The following is a 19324-nucleotide window of genomic DNA, read 5'->3' as shown; positions in this document are numbered from 1 at the left end:
GGCGGGATCGGAACCGTAACCGGCCGGCCCGAAAGCCGTCTTATCAACCTCAGAATACCGAAAGGATCGTTTTTGCCGAACACCACCCAGCAAGTTTCCGTCAAAACCGCACTGATCGTCGGCGCCTCGCGCGGACTGGGGTGCGCCATCGCAGCGGAATTTCTGAAACGCGGCTGGCATGTCATCGGCACCGTGCGCGGCTATGAGCGGACGCAACTCCACGATCTGGCGAGCGAGGCGGACGGGCGGCTGACCATCGAAACGCTCGATATCAATTCGGCGGACCAGATTGCGGCGCTGCGCGCGCGGCTGGCGGGAACGCGGATCGACCTGTTGTTCGTCAATGCCGGGACGACGACGCGCGATCCGGTGGCACAGATCGATGCCGTCACCGATGCCGAGTTTCTCGATGTGATGCACACCAATGCGCTCAGCCCGATGCGGGTGATCGAAGCGTTGCAGGATCTGGTGCCCGATACCGGTCTGATCGGCGCGATGTCGTCGGGGCAGGGCAGCATCGGCAACAACGAACAGGGGATGCGTGAGGCGTATCGCGCCAGCAAGGCCGCGCTGAACATGTTGCTGCGCTGCTTTGCCGCGCGCGAGCGGGAGCATCCGCGGCCGATGGCGCTGATCGCGCCGGGCTGGATCCGTACCGATCTGGGCGGGGACAAGGCGCCCTACACGCTCGAGGAAACGGTGCCGCTGATCGTCGACGTGCTGATCGCCAAGCGTGATCGGCCGGGCATCGAATATCTCGATCGTTTCGGCGAAACCGTTCCCTGGTAGCGCCACCTATTCCCTTTTTGTTCCGCGTGCGATACACCCGCCGCCATGGCGAAAATCCAGAAACGATTTGTCTGTCAGGCGTGCGGCGGCGTGGCGTCCAAATGGGCGGGGCAATGCACCGATTGCGGCGAATGGAACACGATGGTGGAGGATGCGGGCGCATCGTTCACGCCGTTTCAGGCCAAGCATAATCTGCAATCGGGCGGCCGCGCGATCACGATGCTCGGGCTGGATGCAAAGGTGCCGCTGCCCGACCGGATGGCGACGGGCATCGCTGAACTCGACCGTGCGCTGGGTGGCGGATTTGTCGAAGGGTCGGCGACGCTGATCGGCGGCGATCCGGGAATCGGCAAATCGACGCTGCTGTTGCAGGCGGCGGCGAAAATGGCGCTGGCGGGCAAGGGCGTTGCCTATGTCTCGGGCGAAGAAGCCTCGGATCAGGTGCGGCTGCGCGCGCAAAGGCTGGGGCTGGGCAATGCGCCGGTACAGCTCGCTTCGGCGACCAGCGTGCGCGACATTCTGACGACATTGGGTGCCGGCGAACCGCCTGCTTTGCTGATCATCGATTCGATTCAGACGATGCATTCGGACCTGATCGAAGGCGCGCCGGGCACGGTAAGCCAGGTGCGCGCCTCAGCCGGCGAACTGATCCGTTTTGCCAAGGAACGCGGCACTGCCGTCGTGCTGGTCGGCCATGTCACCAAGGACGGCAGCATCGCCGGGCCGCGCGTGATGGAGCATATGGTCGACACGGTGCTCAGCTTCGAAGGTGAGCGCAGCCACCAATATCGCATCCTGCGCGCCGTGAAGAACCGCTTTGGCGGGACCGACGAAATCGGCGTGTTTTCGATGGAGGCCGAGGGGCTTTCGGAAGTCGGCAATCCTTCGTCGCTGTTCCTGTCCGATCGCGACGAGAGTGTCACCGGCACGATCGTGTTTCCCGCGCTGGAAGGGACGCGTCCGGTGCTGGTCGAGGTGCAGGCGCTGACCGTGCGGCTGGCGAGCGGCGCGACGCCGCGGCGCGCGGTCGTGGGGTGGGATTCGGCGCGGCTGTCGATGATCCTTGCGGTGCTTGAGGCGCGGTGCGGGCTCAGCTTTTCGACCTGCGAAGTCTATCTCAACATCGCCGGCGGCTATCGCGTGCAGGACCCGGCGGCGGATCTGGCGGTCGCTGCGGCGTTGATCTCGGCGCTCAGCGAACGGCCGCTGCCCAGCGATGCTGTGGCGTTCGGCGAAATCGCGCTGTCGGGCGAAATCCGTCCGGTGGCGCACGCCAATTTGCGGTGCCGCGAGGCTTCGAAACTGGGTTTCGGCAAGGCGCTGGCGCCGGGCGCAAAGATGCCCGAGAAATCCGAGTTGCGGGTATCGGGTTTCAGGACATTGGCCGCGTTCGTCGATCACTTGCTCGGTCGATAGCGCGGCGCGCCCCGACGCCCGGTGGCGCACGATTATGGGTTCACGACCCAGATATTTCGCCTGACGCTTCCCTTATCGCGATGGCCGAGTCACAATCGCGGCATGAAGCAATCGACTTTCCTGAAAATCGCGACCGGGGCCGCGGCTGCCGCAATCGGCGGGGCGATCGTCTATTCGCGGGCGACGCGTCCGCCGGTGATCAATCCCGACGTGCCCGAACCGACCAGGCCGGTGGAGATCGACCGCTATCTGGGCAAATGGTATGAGCTCGCGCGCCACGAAAACCGGTTCCAGAAGGGGATGGATGCGGTCACCGCCGAATATGGCCTGCTCGACGATGGCAAGGTTTCGGTGGTCAATCGCGGCATGCGGAACTGGCCCGATGGCGAGATGCAGGAAGCGCATGCGCGCGCCGTGATCGTCGACGAAGCAAGCAACGCCAAGCTGAAGGTCGCTTTCTTCGGTCCGCTCTACACGGGCGATTACTGGGTGCTCGATCATGGTGATGATTATGATTGGGCGATCGTCGGCGAACCGAGCGGGCGGTATCTATGGGTCCTGTCGCGCGACCCGGCACCCGATGCGCAAACCGCCGAATTGCTGCTCCAGCGCGTGGATGCGCTCGGCTATGACCGCTGGGCGCTGCGCAGGACACGGCATCGAAAATAGCCGCCATTGCCGCTTGTCAGTGTATTGTTAGTATAATACGCATCCGGCTTCATTCGAAGGAAGGGCAGGCGATGCGAACGATGATGCTGGCGATTGCGGGATTGCTGTCCTGTCTGGGCGGGGCGCATGCGCAGGTGCCGTCTGCCGGGGTCGAGCGAGCGCCCAACGAAGTGCTGGTTCTGGGGACGTCGCATCTGTCGGGCTGGCCCGCCGATGTGCCGCTGGCGAATCTCGATCCGCTGATCGATCGGCTTGCGGCGTGGCAACCGCGCATGATCGCGATCGAATCGATTCCGGGCGACCAATGCTATCTGATGCGGCTTCAGCCCGAATTCGCCGACACGGCAAAGGATTATTGCCCCGATACCGAGGACGCGCACGCCGCCGCCGGCCTTGACGTGCCGCAGGCGATTGCCGAGCGCGCGCGGCTGCTGGCGGCGCTGCCCGCAACGCCCGGCGCGGCGGAACGCCGGCATCTGGCGGCGGTGATGCTCGCGTCGGGCGACCCCACTTCGGCAGTGGTGCAATGGCTCTATCTGCCCGAATCCGAACGGCGCGCGGGCGACGGTATCGACGCGGCGCTGGCCGAACGGCTCGACCGGCTGATGCTGCGCCGGAATGAAAATTATGCCCTGGCGGCGCGGCTCGCGGTTCGACTGGGCCTGCAACACGTGATCCAGATGGACGATCAGGGCGTGTCGCTGCCGATCGACGACGGGGATGCATATGGCGCGGCGATAAGCGCAGCCTGGGCGGCTGCGCGCGTCGAACCGACCGCACGGGAAGTCGCCGCGCGCGGGCCGTGGCTTTACAGTGGTGAAGGCGTGCTCGACGCCTATCGCCTGTATAATGCGCCCGACTATCCGGCAGAGGTTTATGCCCGCGATTTCGGCGCGGCGCTCGCCGACCCTTCCGCCGGGCAATATGGGCGGATGTACGTAACCTATTGGGAAACGCGCAACCTGCGCATGGCGGCGAATATCCGCGAAGCGTTCGGCGCACGGCCCGGCAGCCGGATGCTGGTGATCGTCGGCGCATCGCACAAGGGATATCTCGACCACTATCTGGGCATGATGCGCGACGTTTCGGTGGCGGACGCGATGGCGGTGCTGGAGTGAGTTGAAGGTCGAGGAAACTCAATCCCCTGTGGATCGTTAGCCCCGACATGAACACACATGTAGCGCATCACTCATCGATACCGACCTGGGAGATTCGCTCGACGGTTCAGTTCCTCCGCGAACTCGCCCTTTTCTTCGTCGGTATTATCCCGATGCCGCATCGTCCGGTGCGGCTTTCGGACGTGCGCAGGCGGTGGCGTGAGCGGCGCGCGACGGACAAGCGCCGCGTCCGGCTGTTGCTGCTGCCCGGATTTCTCGCCACCGATCATTCGATGCGCCGGTTGCGTTTTCATCTGCGCCGTGCCGGCCATCGCGCCCATGGCTGGGGCCTGGGCCGCAACGAAGGCGTGGGCCCCGATCTGATGGACCGGCTCGACCGCCGTGTCCGCGCCCTGTCGCGCAGCGATGAGCGGCTGGTGCTGGTCGGCTGGTCGCTGGGTGGGCTTATCGCGCGCGAATATGCCAAACAGGCCCCGGATCGCGTCGCGGCGGTGATCACCATGGGCAGTCCGTTCGGCGCCGATATCCGGACCACGTTCATCTGGCGCTTCTACAACTGGATGACGCGCAATCGCGACGTACGCCCGTTCGATCCCGAGCAACTGGCCGAAAAGCCGCCGGTGCCGACGATTGCGCTCTGGTCGCCGTGCGATGGCCTGATCCCCAGCGTCGCCGCGCGTGGCGAATCGCCGCATGTCGATGGCTGCATTCGCGTTCAATGCGCACATATGACCTATCCCACCGACCGGACGACGATCGATGCCGTGGTCGAGGCTGTCGATGCGATTGCCGCGGGCACGCTGCATCATGTGGTCGATATGGGAGAGAGCGAGCAGCCGGAGGCGCAGGCCGCGCTCGCTGCCTGACAGGCTGTCCCGCGACCGTTCAGCTTCCCGCTAGCCTCTCCCGCGCACAGCGCGTAAACTCGCTGCGATTTCCGGTGCGGGAGGCCGGGGGAGGGACTCGATGAGTTTGACTGCGCTCGACATACTCGTGCTGCTGGCGATCGGCGCGTCGGCGATCCTGGGCTTCCTGCGCGGATTCGTGACCGAAGTGCTCGCCTTGCTTGCCTGGGTGCTGATCGTGATCGCGATCCGCATGTTCCACACGCCTTTCGCCGAAATATTGGCGCCGACGGTGGGCACCGTTCAGGGCGCTGCCGTCCTGTCGTTCGCGATCATCGCGGGCGTAACCTATTTCGGCGGGCGGATTATCGCCAATGCCGTGGGTGCACGCACGCGGGACAGTTTTCTGGGGCCGATCGACCGCGTGCTCGGGCTGGGGTTCGGGGCGCTCAAGGGGCTGATCCTGGTCAGCCTCGCTTTCCTTTTGCTGATGCTCGTGATCGATACGGTGCGCGGCGGTCCCGCCAAACGCCCCGAATGGGTGACGGCATCGACCGTCTATCCGCTGCTCAACGCCAGCAGCGCGGCGATTGCCGATTTCGTCGACAAGCGCCGCCGGGGGGAGCCGGTATTCGGATCGCCTACGGATGAGGAAAATATCATCCGCCTCGACGAAAATGGGAACATGATTTCCTGAACGCCGCGACAGCGCACGGGACGTTCGAAAACGGCGGAAATCCTGTTACGACGGGTTATGCACGCAATGGCCGTGCGGACATGCAAGCGCCTCGGCAAGCGATTGATCGAGTTTCCGGCGCTGATCCTCGCGCATCGGTGTTTCCATGGCGGCATCGTCCAGGATCCTGCGCAGCTCGGCGCATCTGGGGATCGAATAATGCTCGGAATCCCGGAAAGAGCGGGTGTCGGCAATGGCTTGTCTGAGCAACTTTATCTGTTCGCGCGGGACGGGCTTCATCTACGGAACTCGCTAAAATGCATTTACCATGATTCCTCTTTATAGAGGCGGATCGGGCAAAGGCTGGGGAAAGCGCGCATCGGTATGTGCGCGCCATGGCGCGCCGGATCGATGCCGATCGCCCCGCTGCTGCTTTGGGGACTCGCATCGTGAAGAGAATGGCCTAAATACCGGCGGGTGAATGCGCCTCTCTACAACACCGAAATCCTGCGGCTTGCCGCGTCGGTTCCGCATCAGCAGCGGATTGCGGCGCCGATGGCATCGGTCGAGAAACGATCGCCCGTCTGCGGCAGCCGGGTGACGGTGGACGTCGATGTCGATGACAGCGGCCGCGTCAGCGCGATCGGCATGCTGGTGCGCGCCTGTGCGCTGGGTCAGGCATCGGCTTCGCTGATGGGGGCTGAGGCGCTGGGCAAGACGGCCGGCGAACTCGCGCTGGCGCGCGACCAGCTGGCGCAATGGCTGGGCGGCGAACGCAGCGCGGTGCCCGACTGGCCCGGGCTGGAGATATTCACGCCGGCATTGCCGCACAGCGCGCGCCACCCGTCGATCCGCCTCGGTTTCGAAGCAATTGCCGAAGCCGCCGCACTCGCCGCGGCAAAGGTGACCGGCTGATGGAGGGCCATGCCGGTACCGCGCTGCTCACCGATGCCGCGCCGATACTCGGATTCGCACTGCTGTTCGTCCTGTTGTTCCGCAAATTCGGGCTGGGTGCGACGCTGGGCTATCTGGTCGCAGGCGCCGTGGTGGGGCCTCAGGTCTTGGGGATCGTCGGCGATGCCGAGGACAAGATGGGCATCGCCGAACTGGGGATCGCTTTGCTGTTGTTCCTGGTGGGGCTCGAGCTCAGCCCGGCGCGCCTCTGGCGGATGCGCAGCGATATTTTCGGTTTCGGCCTGGCCCAGGTGGTGCTCTGCGGGCTTGTCCTGACGGCGATCGTCGGGTTCGGGACGCAGTTCAGCTGGGCCGCCGCCATTGCCCTGGGGCTGCCGCTGGCGCTGTCTTCGACGGCACAGGTGTTGCCGATGCTGCAATCGGCCGGGCGCCTTCGCACGCCGGTGGGCGAGCGCGCCTTTTCGATCCTGTTGTTTCAGGACATTTCGATCGTCCCGCTGATCACGATCATCGCTGCGCTGTCGCGCAATCCGGCGGATGCCCAGGGGCCTCCGGGCTGGTTGCTCGGTCTCTACACGGTCGTCGCCGTGGTCGGGCTGGTGCTTGCCGGGCGGTATCTGCTCCGCCCGCTGTTCCGCCTGATCGGCAATCTGGGCGAGCGGGAAATGTTCGTGTTCGCCGGGCTGTTCACTGTCATCGCTGCGGCGGCGGTGATGCAGGCGCTGGGCCTGTCGATCGCGCTGGGCGCCTTCATCGCCGGCGTGATGCTTGCCGACACGCCCTATCGCCATGAACTCGAAGCCGATGTCGAACCGTTCCGTTCGATCCTGATCGGCCTGTTCTTCGTCGCGGTCGGCATGACGCTGGACCTGCACGCGATTGCCGAGCGCCCGCTGTTCGTCATCGGCATGGCGACCGCGTTGATCATCTCCAAGACCGCCGTCATCACAGTGATTGCGCGGGTTTCCGCCCTGCCCTGGCGACAGGCATTCGCGGTCGGATTGTTGCTCAGCCAGGGCGGCGAGTTCGGCTTCGTCCTCTTTGCGCAGGCACAGAACGCCTTTCTCATCGAAAATTCCGCCGCGAGCCTGTTCGGCGCGATCGTCACGCTGTCGATGGCAACGACGCCGTTCCTGATGATGGCGACGCGCAAGCTGCGCACCGAACCCGAACCGGTGGCCGAAGGGCTGGACGCGCCGCAACAGGACGGCGCCAGCGCGATCATCGTCGGCTATGGCCGGTTCGGGCAGACAGTTGCCCAGATGCTGCTGGGGCAGGGGCTGACGATCACGCTGATCGATCGCGATGTCGAAATGATCGAAACCGCCGGCACCTTTGGCATGAAAGTCTATTATGGCGACGGCACGCGGCTGGATATCCTGCGACAGGCCGGAGCGCATGAGGCGCAGCTGATCTGTTTCTGCATCGATGGCGACCCCTTTGAAGCCGAAATGCTGCATGGCGTTCGCAACGCCTTTCCCGATGCGACGATCTTCGTGCGCGTCTATGACCGGCGCAGCATCCTGAAGATACGCGGCGCGCCGGTTGCCGGCGTCGTGCGCGAAGTGTTCGAATCGGCGATCACGATGGCGCGTCAGGCGATGCAGTCGGTGGGCGTCGACGAAAGTGAAATCGCCCGGACCGAAGACGAATATCGCGACCGCGACAAGGACCGGCTGAAGGCGCAAAAGGAAAGCGGCGACATCCGCGCCGCCCGCGACCGGATGTTCACGCACGCGACGCCCGCCGCCGCAGTGCGGAAAGCGGAGAGCGAATGAAGAACCGGTCTTTTCGCGAGCGGATGGGTTTCGCGCCGACTGGTTGAATTGGGAATTTAGGGGAACGCTGTCATGAACCTGCTTGTCATCCTCGCTGCGCTTTCGGGCGCGATGGCGGTCGGCGCCGGGGCGTTCGGCGCGCATGGCGCGAGCGGCGAAGCGGCCGAATGGCTGCGCACCGGCGGCCAATATCAGCTCGTTCATGCCGTCGCGGCGCTGGTTGCCGCGCAGATGGGCTTTCGCACCTCGGGCTGGCTGTTCGTGGTCGGCGCGCTGATCTTTGCCGGTACGCTGTATCTGATGGCGCTCGGTCTGCCGCGCTGGCTGGGCGCGATCACGCCGATCGGCGGGACCGCTCTGATCCTGGGCTGGCTGTGGCTTGCGGTCAGTGCGCTGCGCGGCGGCTGACGCGCTCAGCCAAAGATATAGCGGCAGCTATCGGGTTGGGGCGGCGGCGCTGCGCCCAGAAACACGCCATCCAGAACCAGCTTTCCGTCCGCGTTGAAATAGGCCGAACCCCATAGGTCGAGCGGTTCGGGGATGAGATTGCCGCCCGTCACCGTCATCGCCAGCGCGCCGGTGACGGGATCGTAAATATAGCGGCCCCAATAATCCTGATAGCTTTCAAATGGTTGATAGGTGACCGAAAAGCTGCCGTCGTCCCGGAACACCATCTCGCCGATCGATCGCCCGGCTGCGCAATTTTCCAGCCCGCTCTGGCGACGCGCACCGGTCAGCACCTTTTCTTCCGCCCCGACGATCAGCACCGATGCCGAACTGCGGCGATCCTGCAAATTGGTATAGCTGATCGTGATCCGCGTGCCGGGCACGGCATCGTCATGGATATGGAGTTGCCGGGTTTCGGGATCGACATCGGCCATCGCCGGGTCGCTGACTTCCCATCGTTTGATGCAATCCGTGGGTACGGAGACCCAATTATACGAAACCCCTGCTTCCGGTTCGAGCCGCAGCGTCGCACCGGGCCGCGCCGGCATTTCGGGGATGCGCAGCCAATAGGCCCATTGCTCGGGAAAGTCGCACGGGGGCGTTCCGGCCAGCCCGATCGCGATCATTGCAGTCAACATGGCATTGCTCCCCCCGGATGCGTCGTTGTCGCGCCATCCTTGCGGCGAGGGGATGAACCGTCAATGACCGCGCTGCGCGGGATGCCGGGGCCGGGGCCACGACGTCCCGCAAGCGTTGCCTATTCGCCCGTCGCCGTGCCGCTCACGATCCGCGCGATCTGCGCCGCCGTGGTCGGGTGATAAGTCGCCTTCGACTTTTCGAACAGGTCAGCGGCGATCTTCGCGCCCCATTCGCCTTGCGCCATCAGTCCGGCATAGAGCGGACGGATCAGCAGCCCGCGCCCGACCTGACCTGCAAATTCATACAGCGCGGGCAGTGCGGGCTCATAGCGGTTGGCGATCGCCAGTTCGAGCCATGCCGAGCGGACATAGGCATTGGTCGATTGCGACAGGTGCAGCGTGTCGTCCAGCTCGGCAAGCCGTGCCTCGGGCAGTTCGCGCGGCAGGCCGTTGAGGAAGCGCAGCCATTCCTGCGTGCTCCACCCATCGGTGTCGATCGCCGACACGGCAGCGCCCGATTTGAATGCCGCCAGATCGGCGTCGACCTTGGCCAGCGTCGCCGATTCGATATGCACGGCATTGTCGGGCAGGCCGGGCTGATAGGCCCATTGGTCGAGCTTCAGCTTCGCTTCCAGCGCTTCGTCGCCCTGCACCAGATGCTCGCGAATATCGGCAAGGAAGCCGGCAGTCGTCTGCGGCTGAAAGGCGTGACGATCGAAATAGCCTTTCAGATATGCATCGAACCGCTCGCGGCCGACAGTGTGTTCGATCATCCGCAGGAAGTTCGATCCCTTGAAATAATCGAGCTGGCCGAACGTTTCGCCCGGATCGCCGTGCAACCGCGTGCTCGGCGCATCACTGCCGCCGGCGGCCTTGATGTCGCGCTCCATGCCGTCCCAGTCGAGATCCGAATACATGGCGGCGCGTTCGGGACCATAGAGCGCCTCCATGATCCGGTTTTCGAAATAGGTGGTGAAGCCTTCGTTGAGCCAGCTGTCCGACCAGGTGGCGTTGGTGACGAGATTGCCCGACCAGCTATGCGCCAGCTCATGCGCGACGACATCGGTGTTCGAACGGTCGCCGGTCAGCAGCGTCGGCGTGAGGAAGGTCAGCGTCGGATTTTCCATGCCGCCATAGGGAAAGCTCGGCGGCAGCAGCAGCATGTCATAGCGACCCCAGCGATAGGGGCCGTAAAGCGATTCCGCCGCATCGACCATCTTTTCGACATCGGCGAATTCATAGGCCGCCTTGTCGAGCATTTCCGGCTCGGTCCACACGCCGGTGCGCGGGCCAAGCTCCCGGAACTTCAGATTTCCGACCGCCATCGCGATCAGATAGGGCGGCACCGGCTTGTCCATCACGAAATAGAAGCTGCGATGGCTGTCGCCCGCCGCCACGCCATCGGGAATCATGCGGTTGCCGCTCATCACTGCGACCAGATCCGCAGGAACCGTGATCGTGGCGTCCCAGGTCTGGCGAATGCCGGGCGAATCCTGCGTGGGAATCCAGCTGCGATTCTCGATCGCCTGACCCTGGCTGAACAGATAGGGATGCGCCTTGCCCGCCGTCAGTTCGGGCGGCAGCCATTGCAGCGCACTCGCGCCCGGTGCCGAGCGATAGCGGATATGGATGACGCGCATATTGGGTTGCGGATCGTCGGGCTTGCTGATCGCCGCATCGGCACGGGGCAGGGCGATGATCAGCGGTGCGCCAATATTGGGCGATGCCTCGCCGACATGCCATTCGAGCGGCGCGCCTTCGACATCGGTGATGCTTTCGATCACCAGCCCGGCGTCGTCGAGAATAACCTGCTTCGCTCCCTGCGCGAAAATCACTTCCAGCGTCGCGGTGCCGCGCATTTCTTTGGCGTCGAAATCGGCAGTCAGGTCGAGCGAGACATGCGTGACACGTGCCTCTTCGGGCTTTGCATGGGTCCATACGTCCCGCGCTTCGGGCGTGGTCAGGATCGGGGCGACGCGCATTTCGGACGAACCATCCCCGCTTTGCGCCGCGGCGGGCAGAGGGGCGAGCGCGATCAGCGCCAGAAGGGAGAAAAGGATTCGCATGACAGCTTTCGCATATTGTTTCGTGGATTGCGCGGCAGGCTAGGGGCATCCGCGCTGCGGGGCAATGTGTGGCGCCGCCGGGGCGGATCGCGGCGCGCCGGGTTGGACCTGCCGGGCGAAGTTCGATAGGCTTGTGCCTCCGCCGTGGCGCCAATCGGCGTCCCCGGGGCTCGCTTCCCAGGCGCGTCCCTCCCGTGCTCGCAACAGGAGACCGCACGATGAAGCTCGATCAGCAGCAGATCGACACGATCAAGGACAAGACCGGCCTGACCCCCATTCCCGAAACGGCCGCTGCCGATTCCGGGCTGCAGGGCCATTTCGGCGAAAACACCTTCTATCTCGACGCGCAGGGCGTGTACGTGTTCGAAGAACTCGAAACCCGCGAAGACGGCGCACAGGCCGTGGTCGCGCCGGGTGAAGGCAATGGCGATTCGGTGACCGCGATTCAGATCGCCGCCGTCGAACGCGGCGAAGGTGACGACGCGGCAGTGACCGTTCGTTCGATCCAGCCGCAGGCAACGACGCTGACGGTCGAACTCGCCGCCTAGGCTCCCGACGCGCCCACCGTTTGTGCTGAGCTTTTCGCAGTTCGGCACGAACGGGAACGGCCTATCCTGTCCCCACTACCAGCGGCAGTAATGTCAGGCCGGCACGTGCTGCCGGTCGAGAAACGCCGCGACGTCGTCCAGCGACACCGTCTTGTCGAGATAGCTTTGCCCGATCCCGCGCGCGAGCAGGAAGGGCAGCGTACCGGCATCCATTTTCTTGTCGTGCAGCATATGCGCGACCAGCGTTTCGCCGCTTGCCGCGATTCCCGCCGAGGCGAGATCGTGCGGCAGGCCGGTATCGCGCAGATGCGCGGCGACGCGATCGGCATCTGCCCCCGGACAAATGCCCTGAGCAACCGAAAAGCCGAACGCCAGCGCCATGCCCGCCGCCACGCCTTCGCCATGGAGCAGTTTGTCGGAAAAACCGGTTTCCGCTTCCAACGCATGGCCGAATGTGTGGCCCAGATTGAGCAGAGCGCGCTTGCCGGTCGTCTCGCGCTCATCCTCGGCGACGATGCGCGCCTTGGCGGTTACCGATCGTGCGATCGCATATGCGCGCGCGGCGGGATCGCCGGCAAGCAGCGCGGCGCCGTTCGCTTCGCACCAGGCGAAAAATTCCGGATCGTCGATCAGGCCATATTTGACGACCTCGGCATAGCCGGCGCGCAGGTCGCGCGGGCCCAGCGTATCGAGCACCTGCGGGTCGATCAGCACCATTGCCGGCTGGTGAAACGCGCCGATCAGATTCTTGCCCGCGCGGCTGTTGATCGCGGTCTTGCCGCCGACCGAACTGTCGACCTGCGCCAGCAACGTGGTGGGAATCTGGATGAAGCCGCATCCGCGCTTGAGGATCGAAGTCGCAAAGCCGACCAGATCGCCGATCACTCCGCCGCCCAGTGCGATCACATGATCGCCGCGCTCGATACCCAGATCGAGCAGCCGGTCGGTCAGCGCCTCCAGCTGTGCCCAGCTCTTGGTAGCTTCGCCGGGCGGCAGCACGATTGCCTCGCTGGCGATCCCTGACATTTCCATGCTCGCCTGCAACGCGGCAAGATGCGGGCGGACATTCTCGTCGGAAACGATCGCCATCGTTCGCCCACGCGAAAAGGGTGCGAGTATATCGCCGGCGCGGGCAATCAGCCCCGCCTCGATACGAATGTCATAACTGCGTGCGCCCAGCGCGACGGGGACGATGGTCACAGACCCAGAGCCTTCAAAATCTCGTTCACGGTTACGTCGTGCGGCATCGCGATGCTTTCGACGCGGATCGGCGCGAGCGCATAGACCGGATTTCGCACGCGTGCGAGTTCGGTAAGCACTTCGATCGGATCGCGATCGCGTAGCAACGGGCGCGAGTCCCGACGGCTGACGCGTTCGGCCAGGACATGCGGTTCGGCGTCGAGCCAGATCGCCAGCGTCCGTTCGAGGATCAGCGCGCGCGTATCGTCGTTCAGGAACGCGCCGCCCCCGGTCGCGATCACCTTGGGCGTGGTGTCGTCGATCAGGCGCGCCAGCACGCGCCGTTCGCCGTCGCGGAAATGCGGCTCGCCGAATTTGTCGAAAATTTCCGGAATCGTCATGCCCGCCGCCGCTTCGATCTCGCAATCGGCATCGACGAACGGCAGATGCAGCCGCTGGGCCAGCCGGCGACCCACGGTCGACTTGCCTGCGCCCATCAGCCCGATCAATACGATCGGCTTGCCGCTCCAGGTCGCGTGACTGACATCGGTTTGTAACATGACAGTTGGGGCTATACAGCCAGCGTGGGTCTCGGGCAAAAGGCCGCCGACCCGATTTTCCTCTGTCCACGGACCCTGTTCCATGCCCCGTTCGCTCATCGCTCTGGTCGTCGTCCTGTTGTTGCTGGTTGGCGGCCTGTTCTTTCTCGCCGGCCGCAATAGCGAACAGGAGCCGGTTCGTGTTGAAAAGGTCGTTCCGCTTGAAAATCTCTCGCAGTAACGTCGCCTTCGGGGCAATCGCGCTCGCATTGCTGGCCGCCGGGACGGGGATTCCCGCGCTCGGCCAGGATCGGCAGGACCGCCAGGACGCGCCCGAATCGCTGCTGCCGCCGGGATTCGGCGAGCCCGATACGACGCCGCCGGCGCCGCAACCGACGCGCGCTCCCAACCCGGCGCCGCGTCCGGCGATTGTGCAGCCGATTCCCGCATCGCCTTCGCAAAGCGCGGAAACCGGCGGCGAATCGCCTGCGCCTCAGCCGACTCCGACGCTGTCGACCGTCGATTATTCGCGGTACGAACTGCCCGAATTCGCCCGCCGCTCCACGGCGCGGGTCGGTACGGTCGCCTATGGCAATCCGCCCTTCGCGCATGATTCGTTCGGCCGGTCGAACGGACGCTATCTTCAGATTCTGATGCGGCGGCTCGACGCGCCGATCGCGTCGCGCTGGCTTTCGATCGCGCTGCGCCGCGCCCTGATGTCCCGGATCGACACGCCGCAGGGCATTTCCGGCGCCGATTTCACGGCAGAGCGCGCATGGCTGTTGCTCCGCATGGGCGAATCGGTTGCCGCGCGGCTGCTCGTCCAGTCGGTCGATACCGAGGATTATTCGCCCTGGCTGATGCAGACGGGGATGCAGGTCGCGCTCGCCAATGGCGATCCTGCGGCGGTGTGCCCCTATGCCGATCGTGGCGCCGAAACCCTGCCCGCGCGCGGCTGGGTGCTTGCCCAGGCGATGTGCGCCGGGCTGGTCGGCAAGTCGAAGCGCGCCGAAGAATTGGTGCAGCAAGGCACACGTCGCGGATCGCGCAACGATATCGATACGCTGCTCGCCGAAAAAGTGATTGCGACCGGTGCATCGGGTGCGCGTGCCGTGACGATCGAATGGAACAGCGTCAATCGCCTGACGACTTGGCGATATGGCCTGGCGATGGCGGGCAATGTCGAAATTCCCGATCGGCTGATGCAGGGCGTCCGGCCGCAGCTGCGCTACTGGTATGCGCTTTCGCCGCGCCCCGATCCCGGATTGCGGGTCGCCGATGCCGAACTGGCGGCGGCAAATGGCGTGTTTTCGAACGCCGGGCTGGTCGATCTTTATGGCGAAATCGCCGCCAACGACGATGGCAACAGCGCGGAACTGGCAACGGCGCGCGATTTGCGCACCGCCTATGCCGCTGCGCGTGCGGCCGACCGCGTTACGGCGATGCGCAGCCTGTGGGAAGCGCCGGGGGATTCGCGCCGCCATTATGCGCGCCTGATCCTTACTGCGCGCGCGGCGGGGCGGCTTCCGGCGAGCAGCGATCTGAGTGAGGATGCGGACCTGCTGATCGCGTCGATGCTCAGCACCGGCCTGACTCAGCAGGCACAGGCGTGGGAGAGCGTCGTCGCGCGCGGCACCAATGGCTGGGCGATGCTGACGCTGGCGGACATGACGCCGGGCGCGCGCATTTCCTATAGCGATGCCGACAGCTATCGCGCCAATTTCGATCGTCGCAGGGCACAGCTTTTCTTCGCCGGTCTGGCGGGGCTCGGGCGGCTTGAGGACAATGACGCGCAACGCATGGCGTCCGCGCTCGATGTGCCGATCGGGGCCAGCAATCTCTGGACCCAGGAAATCGACGCTGCAGGTCGGCGCGGCGATGCCGGGACCGTGGTGCTGCTTTCCGCACTGGCGATGCAGACCTATCGCTGGTCGCAGGTACAGCCCGAAGCGCTGTTCCATATCGTCGCGGCGCTGCGCGCGGCGGGCATGGAAAATTATGCGCGGATGATCGCCGTCGAGGCGATCACGCGGGCGTGATTCGTTCCGCCGACACGGCCGCATGAGCGTGTCGGCGAACGACGCTGCGCTGATCGAGCGGTTTCTGGAGATGATGGCTGCCGAGGCGGGGGCCGCAGGCAACACGATCGCCGCCTATGCCACCGACCTCCGGCTCGCTTCCGAATTTCTCGGCGGGCGGCTGGGCGAGGCGGGGCGCGAGGATCTCGAGCGGCTGGGTGCCGAATGGATGTCGCTGGCGCGCAGCACGGTGGCGCGCAAATCGGCGGCGCTGCGGCGTTTTTACGCCTTTCTGGCCGATGAGGGGCTGCGCAGCGACGATCCGGGCGGCGCGTTGCCGCGCCCCGGCGCGACTCGGCCGCTGCCGCGTACCTTGTCGGTCGCCGACGTCGACGCGCTGTTCGCGGCGATCGCCGCGCGCATAGCGCGGGTGCCGCCCGACCCGCGCGATCTGCGGCTCGCCGCGCTGGTGGAGCTGCTCTACGGCTCCGGGCTGCGCGCGAGCGAGCTGGTCGCCCTGCCGCGCAATGCCGTGGCGCCCGACCGCCCCTATCTGATCCTGCGCGGCAAGGGCGGGCGCGAGCGGCTGGTGCCGATCAGCGACCGTGCGCGTGCCGCGGTTGCCGCATGGCGCGACCATGTGCCGGTGGAAAAACCCTGGCTTTTCCCGTCGGGAAAGGGGCATTTGTCGCGCGTCCGCCTGTTCCAGATCATCCGCGCGCTGGCGGGAGAGGCCGGCATCGCGCCCGATCGGGTAAGCCCGCATGTGTTGCGCCACGCCTTTGCCACGCACCTGCTCGAAGGCGGTGCGGATCTGCGCGCGCTGCAGGCGATGCTAGGCCATGCCGACATCGCCACGACCGAGATCTATACCCATGTCGACAGCCGCCGACTCGTCGAACTGGTCAATCAGCGGCATCCCCTGGCCGACCTCGCGCGTTGACGAAGGCGCCGGACGCACCTAGGCCGCATGGAGTTGGCGGCGCGGGTGCAATGCGCGGCTTTTGGGCAGACAACAGGATTTCAGGCGCCGGATGGCCACCTTTCTCGATTTCGAAAAGCCGATTGCGGAGCTTCAGGGTCGCATCGACGAGCTGCGCCAGACTGCGGCCGATGGCGCCGTGGATATCGAATCGGAAGTCGCGAAGCTTCAGGCCAAGTCCGACAAGATGCTGACCGACACCTATGCCCGGCTGACGCCGTGGCAGAAGACTCAGGTCGCCCGTCATCCCGAACGTCCGCATTTCAAACATTATGTCGCCGAGCTGATCGAGGATTTCATGCCGCTGGGCGGCGATCGCGCCTTTGCCGACGACAATGCGATCATGGGCGGGCTGGGTCGGTTTCGCGGACGCCGCGTGATGGTGATCGGCCATGAAAAGGGCGACGATACCGCCAGCCGGCTCAAGCATAATTTCGGCATGGGCAAGCCGGAGGGCTATCGCAAGGCGATCCGGCTGATGCGGCTGGCCGACAAGTTCGGCCTTCCGGTCGTGACTCTGGTCGATACGTCGGGCGCCTTTCCCGGCGTGCAGGCCGAAGAGCGCGGACAGGCCGAAGCCATTGCCCGCTCGACCGAACAATGCCTCAATCTGGGGGTGCCGCTGGTGTCGGCGATTCTGGGCGAGGGCGGCTCGGGCGGCGCGATCGCGCTCGCATCGGGCAATACCGTGCTGATGATGGAGCATGCGGTCTATTCGGTGATTTCACCCGAAGGCTGCGCTTCGATCCTGTGGCGCACCGCGGACAAGGCGGCGGACGCCGCCGAAGCGATGAAGGTCACTGCCCAGCATCTGAAGGAACTGGGTGTGATCGACCGAATCGTTGCCGAGCCGCTGGGCGGCGCGCATCGCGATCCCAAGGTGGCGATTCGCGCGCTGGGCGATGCCATCGAATCGGCACTCAACGATCTCGACGGCGGTTCGCCCGAAGGGTTGCGTCAGGCGCGCCGTGCCAAATTCCTGGCGATGGGCCGCCTCTGATCGTCTGGCGGCGGCACGTTCCGCCCGATCTGCCTTGCACCCATAAAAAAGCGGCGGAGCCGAAGCCCCGCCGCCAGTCGTTCGCGTAGAATCTTGAAAAACCTAGAGACTAGGTGCTCTTCATGTTCGACGAAACGTTGTTGAAGGTGTTCTTCAGATTGTTGCCCAGGCCCTGCATCGCGGCGATGGCGGCAACGGCGATCAGAGCTGCGATCAGACCATATTCGATGGCGGTCGCGCCCTTGCTGTTCTTCAGGAAATTACGAATCTTCTGCATGTCCGGTCTCCAGTGTTCCATGAAACTTCAGTCACCCGGCCGCACCGGAGAACCGGTTCGGCAGATCGGACGGTAGGTGTCGGAGGTTGAAAAAGGCTTAAGCGGACTTACTGAGAAGCCCGGACGACCTTTTCCGACACATTGTTCCACATGCCGGTGGTGACATCGGCGAGCGCCATCAGGCTGGTGATCAGCGCGAGAACGATCAGCGCCAGGATGAATCCATATTCCACCGCGCTTGCCCCACGGCAGTCGCGCGTCAGCCGGATCAGTGTCGCGGCGAGCTTACGCATCGCTGGTTTCTTTAACTCGCATCTCTACAAGAGGTAGCGATTCTTCCTTAATGAAGTGCTCAACGTGTCCCTTGTAGCAAACCGGTCTTCCCTTCTCTTCGTCGTCGCCGCCGCGCTGGTTGATGGCGACGGGCGCGTGCTGGTGCAGCAGCGACCGCCCGGCAAACCCATGGCCGGCTTGTGGGAATTTCCGGGCGGCAAGGTGGAAGCCGGCGAAGTGCCGGAAGCCGCGCTGGCCCGCGAACTGGCCGAGGAACTGGGGATCGCAGTGGAGACGGCATGTCTCGCCCCGGCGACCTTCGCCAGCGAGCCGCTCGGCGACCGGCATCTGTTGCTGCTGCTCTATGCATTGCGCAAATGGTCCGGGATGCCGCAGGCAAAACATGCCAGCGCGCTCAAATGGGTTCGCCCGTTAGAGCTTCACGCGCTGGAAATGCCGCCGGCTGACAAGCCGCTGATCGGCTTGCTCGAAGCGCTGATCTGAACAACCTTCGCCATGTCTCTGCGATAGCGGTGAAAGCATGCGGGACGCTTTGAAGGCTTGAAATTCAGATCTTTCCTTGCTCGATTATTGGCAGAGGAGGGGTGATCGGGGGCCAATGCGCATTTTTGCGCGATAAGCATTTGATAAATTTGTCGAATTTACTTCTGACCTGGACGGGCCTTGCCTGAAGCCAGGCTCCGGTTTCCTCAATCTCTCCTCGAAAAATGGCAAGACAGACCCCGTCGGGGGCAAAGGAGAGGTTGTCGTGAGCAAGGAAAATCCGACCGCAGGCGAATTGCGCGAATCCGAAGAAAAGCTGGCCAGGATGCAGAAGATCGGGCGCTGGCTGCTCGGGGGCGCGGTGCTCGGCTGGCTGCTGTTTTTCTACAAAATGTCCCAGACATCCGAAATGGCGTTGCGCTATTCCGATTCGGCCAAGGAAGAGATCGGGACCTGGTCGCTGGTGCTGACCGTGTGGACGCTGATCGCGCTGGGCATGGTCGTGCTGTCGAAGAAATTCGCGAAAATCGTCGGCGGAATGAAGGACGGGCGCAAGGAAGCGCTCCGCGCCCAACTCGCATCGGCGGATGACAACCAGCGCGCGCAGATCGAAAGCGAATTGCGCGAACTGGGCGCCTGAGTTCGCA

At 64.6% G+C, this 19324-nt stretch carries 23 protein-coding genes; 16 read left to right on the top strand and 7 right to left on the bottom strand.

What is annotated here, in order from left to right:
* Positions 1-72: 72 nt before the first annotated feature.
* The 6 genes from DKB74_RS07410 (at position 73) to DKB74_RS07385 (ending at position 5534) form a co-directional block, all read left to right on the top strand.
* Positions 73-789, top strand: a complete 717-nt coding sequence (locus DKB74_RS07410; protein ID WP_109807482.1) for an SDR family NAD(P)-dependent oxidoreductase — start codon at positions 73-75, stop codon at positions 787-789.
* 45 nt (positions 790-834) lie between these two features.
* Positions 835-2205 carry a DNA repair protein RadA gene (gene radA, locus DKB74_RS07405; protein ID WP_109807481.1) on the top strand — a complete coding sequence of 457 codons (1371 nt, stop codon included), beginning with the start codon at positions 835-837 and terminating at the stop codon, positions 2203-2205.
* A 102-nt stretch (positions 2206-2307) separates the two neighbouring features.
* Entirely contained in the window at positions 2308-2874 is a 567-nt protein-coding gene (locus DKB74_RS07400) for a lipocalin family protein (RefSeq protein ID WP_109807690.1), read from the top strand.
* Positions 2875-2945: 71 nt separating this feature from the next.
* Entirely contained in the window at positions 2946-3992 is a 1047-nt protein-coding gene (locus DKB74_RS07395; protein ID WP_109807480.1) for a DUF5694 domain-containing protein, read from the top strand.
* Between the two features lie 47 nt (positions 3993-4039).
* On the top strand, positions 4040-4858 hold the full coding sequence (locus tag DKB74_RS07390; protein WP_109807479.1) for an esterase/lipase family protein: 819 nt from the start codon (positions 4040-4042) through the stop codon (positions 4856-4858).
* Positions 4859-4958: 100 nt separating this feature from the next.
* A complete protein-coding gene (locus DKB74_RS07385; RefSeq protein WP_109807478.1) occupies positions 4959-5534 on the top strand; it encodes a CvpA family protein in 576 nt (191 codons plus the stop codon).
* 45 nt (positions 5535-5579) lie between these two features.
* On the opposite strand, the gene DKB74_RS07380 is transcribed toward DKB74_RS07385, so the two are convergent.
* The gene (locus DKB74_RS07380; RefSeq protein WP_109807477.1) at positions 5580-5813 is read right to left on the bottom strand and encodes a hypothetical protein; all 234 of its coding nucleotides are present in this window, start codon (positions 5811-5813) and stop codon (positions 5580-5582) included.
* A gap of 177 nt (positions 5814-5990) precedes the next feature.
* Between DKB74_RS07380 and DKB74_RS07375 the strand changes: the two genes are divergently transcribed.
* The 3 genes from DKB74_RS07375 (at position 5991) to DKB74_RS07365 (ending at position 8614) form a co-directional block, all read left to right on the top strand.
* Entirely contained in the window at positions 5991-6428 is a 438-nt protein-coding gene (locus tag DKB74_RS07375) for an iron-sulfur cluster assembly scaffold protein (protein ID WP_109807476.1), read from the top strand.
* On the top strand, positions 6428-8206 hold the full coding sequence (locus tag DKB74_RS07370) for a monovalent cation:proton antiporter-2 (CPA2) family protein (protein WP_109807475.1): 1779 nt from the start codon (positions 6428-6430) through the stop codon (positions 8204-8206). The genes DKB74_RS07375 and DKB74_RS07370 overlap by 1 nt, the downstream gene beginning before the upstream one ends.
* 72 nt (positions 8207-8278) lie before the next feature.
* Complete coding sequence (locus DKB74_RS07365; protein WP_109807474.1) at positions 8279-8614, top strand: DUF423 domain-containing protein; 336 nt, start codon at positions 8279-8281, stop codon at positions 8612-8614.
* A 5-nt stretch (positions 8615-8619) separates the two neighbouring features.
* Here DKB74_RS07365 and DKB74_RS07360 read toward each other — a convergent pair whose 3' ends face one another.
* On the bottom strand, positions 8620-9291 hold the full coding sequence (locus tag DKB74_RS07360) for a hypothetical protein (RefSeq protein WP_109807473.1): 672 nt from the start codon (positions 9289-9291) through the stop codon (positions 8620-8622).
* A 119-nt stretch (positions 9292-9410) separates the two neighbouring features.
* Positions 9411-11357 carry a M1 family metallopeptidase gene (locus tag DKB74_RS07355; protein ID WP_109807472.1) on the bottom strand — a complete coding sequence of 649 codons (1947 nt, stop codon included), beginning with the start codon at positions 11355-11357 and terminating at the stop codon, positions 9411-9413.
* Positions 11358-11575: 218 nt separating this feature from the next.
* On the opposite strand from DKB74_RS07355, the gene DKB74_RS07350 reads away from it, so the two are divergent.
* Complete coding sequence (locus DKB74_RS07350) at positions 11576-11905, top strand: hypothetical protein (protein WP_109807471.1); 330 nt, start codon at positions 11576-11578, stop codon at positions 11903-11905.
* A 93-nt stretch (positions 11906-11998) separates the two neighbouring features.
* Here the strand turns inward: DKB74_RS07350 and aroB are convergent, their stop codons facing one another.
* Together aroB and DKB74_RS07340 are read right to left on the bottom strand one after the other, a co-directional pair.
* Complete coding sequence (aroB, locus tag DKB74_RS07345) at positions 11999-13105, bottom strand: 3-dehydroquinate synthase (protein WP_109807470.1); 1107 nt, start codon at positions 13103-13105, stop codon at positions 11999-12001.
* On the bottom strand, positions 13102-13644 hold the full coding sequence (locus DKB74_RS07340; RefSeq protein ID WP_109807469.1) for a shikimate kinase: 543 nt from the start codon (positions 13642-13644) through the stop codon (positions 13102-13104). The genes aroB and DKB74_RS07340 overlap by 4 nt, the downstream gene beginning before the upstream one ends.
* 82 nt (positions 13645-13726) lie before the next feature.
* Between DKB74_RS07340 and DKB74_RS18885 the strand changes: the two genes are divergently transcribed.
* The 4 genes from DKB74_RS18885 to DKB74_RS07325 all read left to right on the top strand — a co-directional run bounded on the left by DKB74_RS18885 (position 13727) and on the right by DKB74_RS07325 (position 17623).
* On the top strand, positions 13727-13864 hold the full coding sequence (locus tag DKB74_RS18885; protein WP_164497930.1) for a hypothetical protein: 138 nt from the start codon (positions 13727-13729) through the stop codon (positions 13862-13864).
* Positions 13845-15662 carry a hypothetical protein gene (locus DKB74_RS07335; RefSeq protein WP_109807468.1) on the top strand — a complete coding sequence of 606 codons (1818 nt, stop codon included), beginning with the start codon at positions 13845-13847 and terminating at the stop codon, positions 15660-15662. Before DKB74_RS18885 ends, DKB74_RS07335 begins: the two co-directional genes overlap by 20 nt.
* A 22-nt stretch (positions 15663-15684) precedes the next feature.
* Complete coding sequence (locus DKB74_RS07330) at positions 15685-16584, top strand: tyrosine recombinase (RefSeq protein ID WP_109807467.1); 900 nt, start codon at positions 15685-15687, stop codon at positions 16582-16584.
* 91 nt (positions 16585-16675) lie between these two features.
* Positions 16676-17623, top strand: a complete 948-nt coding sequence (locus DKB74_RS07325) for an acetyl-CoA carboxylase carboxyltransferase subunit alpha (RefSeq protein ID WP_109807466.1) — start codon at positions 16676-16678, stop codon at positions 17621-17623.
* A 109-nt stretch (positions 17624-17732) separates the two neighbouring features.
* On the opposite strand, the gene DKB74_RS07320 is transcribed toward DKB74_RS07325, so the two are convergent.
* Together DKB74_RS07320 and DKB74_RS07315 are read right to left on the bottom strand one after the other, a co-directional pair.
* Positions 17733-17900, bottom strand: a complete 168-nt coding sequence (locus tag DKB74_RS07320) for a Flp family type IVb pilin (RefSeq protein WP_109807465.1) — start codon at positions 17898-17900, stop codon at positions 17733-17735.
* 107 nt (positions 17901-18007) lie between these two features.
* Positions 18008-18193: a Flp family type IVb pilin gene (locus DKB74_RS07315; protein WP_109807464.1), complete on the bottom strand. Its 186-nt coding sequence runs from the start codon at positions 18191-18193 to the stop codon at positions 18008-18010.
* A 64-nt stretch (positions 18194-18257) separates the two neighbouring features.
* On the opposite strand from DKB74_RS07315, the gene DKB74_RS07310 reads away from it, so the two are divergent.
* Both DKB74_RS07310 and DKB74_RS07305 read left to right on the top strand, forming a co-directional pair.
* Entirely contained in the window at positions 18258-18677 is a 420-nt protein-coding gene (locus DKB74_RS07310) for a (deoxy)nucleoside triphosphate pyrophosphohydrolase (protein ID WP_109807689.1), read from the top strand.
* Positions 18678-18942: 265 nt separating this feature from the next.
* Positions 18943-19317 (top strand): hypothetical protein, encoded by a 375-nt coding sequence (locus DKB74_RS07305; protein WP_109807463.1) that lies wholly within the window; start codon positions 18943-18945, stop codon positions 19315-19317.
* Positions 19318-19324 lie beyond the last annotated feature (7 nt).

The sequence above is a fragment of the Stakelama portus genome, from assembly GCF_003171655.1.
GTDB lineage: Bacteria > Pseudomonadota > Alphaproteobacteria > Sphingomonadales > Sphingomonadaceae > Sphingomonas > Sphingomonas portus.
This window is presented reverse-complemented; position numbering and strand designations above follow the sequence as displayed.

Excerpts from the sequence above, each read along its gene's own strand:
- DKB74_RS07340 (WP_109807469.1), bottom strand. The coding sequence starts at position 13,644 with ATGTTACAAACCGATGTCAGTCACGCGACCTGGAGCGGCAAGCCGATC.
- DKB74_RS07380 (WP_109807477.1), bottom strand. The coding sequence starts at position 5,813 with ATGAAGCCCGTCCCGCGCGAACAGATAAAGTTGCTCAGACAAGCCATT.
- DKB74_RS07390 (WP_109807479.1), top strand. The coding sequence starts at position 4,040 with ATGAACACACATGTAGCGCATCACTCATCGATACCGACCTGGGAGATT.
- DKB74_RS07325 (WP_109807466.1), top strand. The coding sequence starts at position 16,676 with ATGGCCACCTTTCTCGATTTCGAAAAGCCGATTGCGGAGCTTCAGGGT.
- DKB74_RS07320 (WP_109807465.1), bottom strand. The coding sequence starts at position 17,900 with ATGCAGAAGATTCGTAATTTCCTGAAGAACAGCAAGGGCGCGACCGCC.
- DKB74_RS07360 (WP_109807473.1), bottom strand. The coding sequence starts at position 9,291 with ATGTTGACTGCAATGATCGCGATCGGGCTGGCCGGAACGCCCCCGTGC.
- DKB74_RS07355 (WP_109807472.1), bottom strand. The coding sequence starts at position 11,357 with ATGCGAATCCTTTTCTCCCTTCTGGCGCTGATCGCGCTCGCCCCTCTG.
- DKB74_RS07400 (WP_109807690.1), top strand. The coding sequence starts at position 2,308 with ATGAAGCAATCGACTTTCCTGAAAATCGCGACCGGGGCCGCGGCTGCC.
- DKB74_RS07370 (WP_109807475.1), top strand. The coding sequence starts at position 6,428 with ATGGAGGGCCATGCCGGTACCGCGCTGCTCACCGATGCCGCGCCGATA.
- DKB74_RS18885 (WP_164497930.1), top strand. The coding sequence starts at position 13,727 with ATGCCCCGTTCGCTCATCGCTCTGGTCGTCGTCCTGTTGTTGCTGGTT.
- DKB74_RS07350 (WP_109807471.1), top strand. The coding sequence starts at position 11,576 with ATGAAGCTCGATCAGCAGCAGATCGACACGATCAAGGACAAGACCGGC.
- DKB74_RS07395 (WP_109807480.1), top strand. The coding sequence starts at position 2,946 with ATGCGAACGATGATGCTGGCGATTGCGGGATTGCTGTCCTGTCTGGGC.
- DKB74_RS07330 (WP_109807467.1), top strand. The coding sequence starts at position 15,685 with ATGAGCGTGTCGGCGAACGACGCTGCGCTGATCGAGCGGTTTCTGGAG.
- DKB74_RS07385 (WP_109807478.1), top strand. The coding sequence starts at position 4,959 with ATGAGTTTGACTGCGCTCGACATACTCGTGCTGCTGGCGATCGGCGCG.
- radA (WP_109807481.1), top strand. The coding sequence starts at position 835 with ATGGCGAAAATCCAGAAACGATTTGTCTGTCAGGCGTGCGGCGGCGTG.
- DKB74_RS07365 (WP_109807474.1), top strand. The coding sequence starts at position 8,279 with ATGAACCTGCTTGTCATCCTCGCTGCGCTTTCGGGCGCGATGGCGGTC.
- DKB74_RS07315 (WP_109807464.1), bottom strand. The coding sequence starts at position 18,193 with ATGCGTAAGCTCGCCGCGACACTGATCCGGCTGACGCGCGACTGCCGT.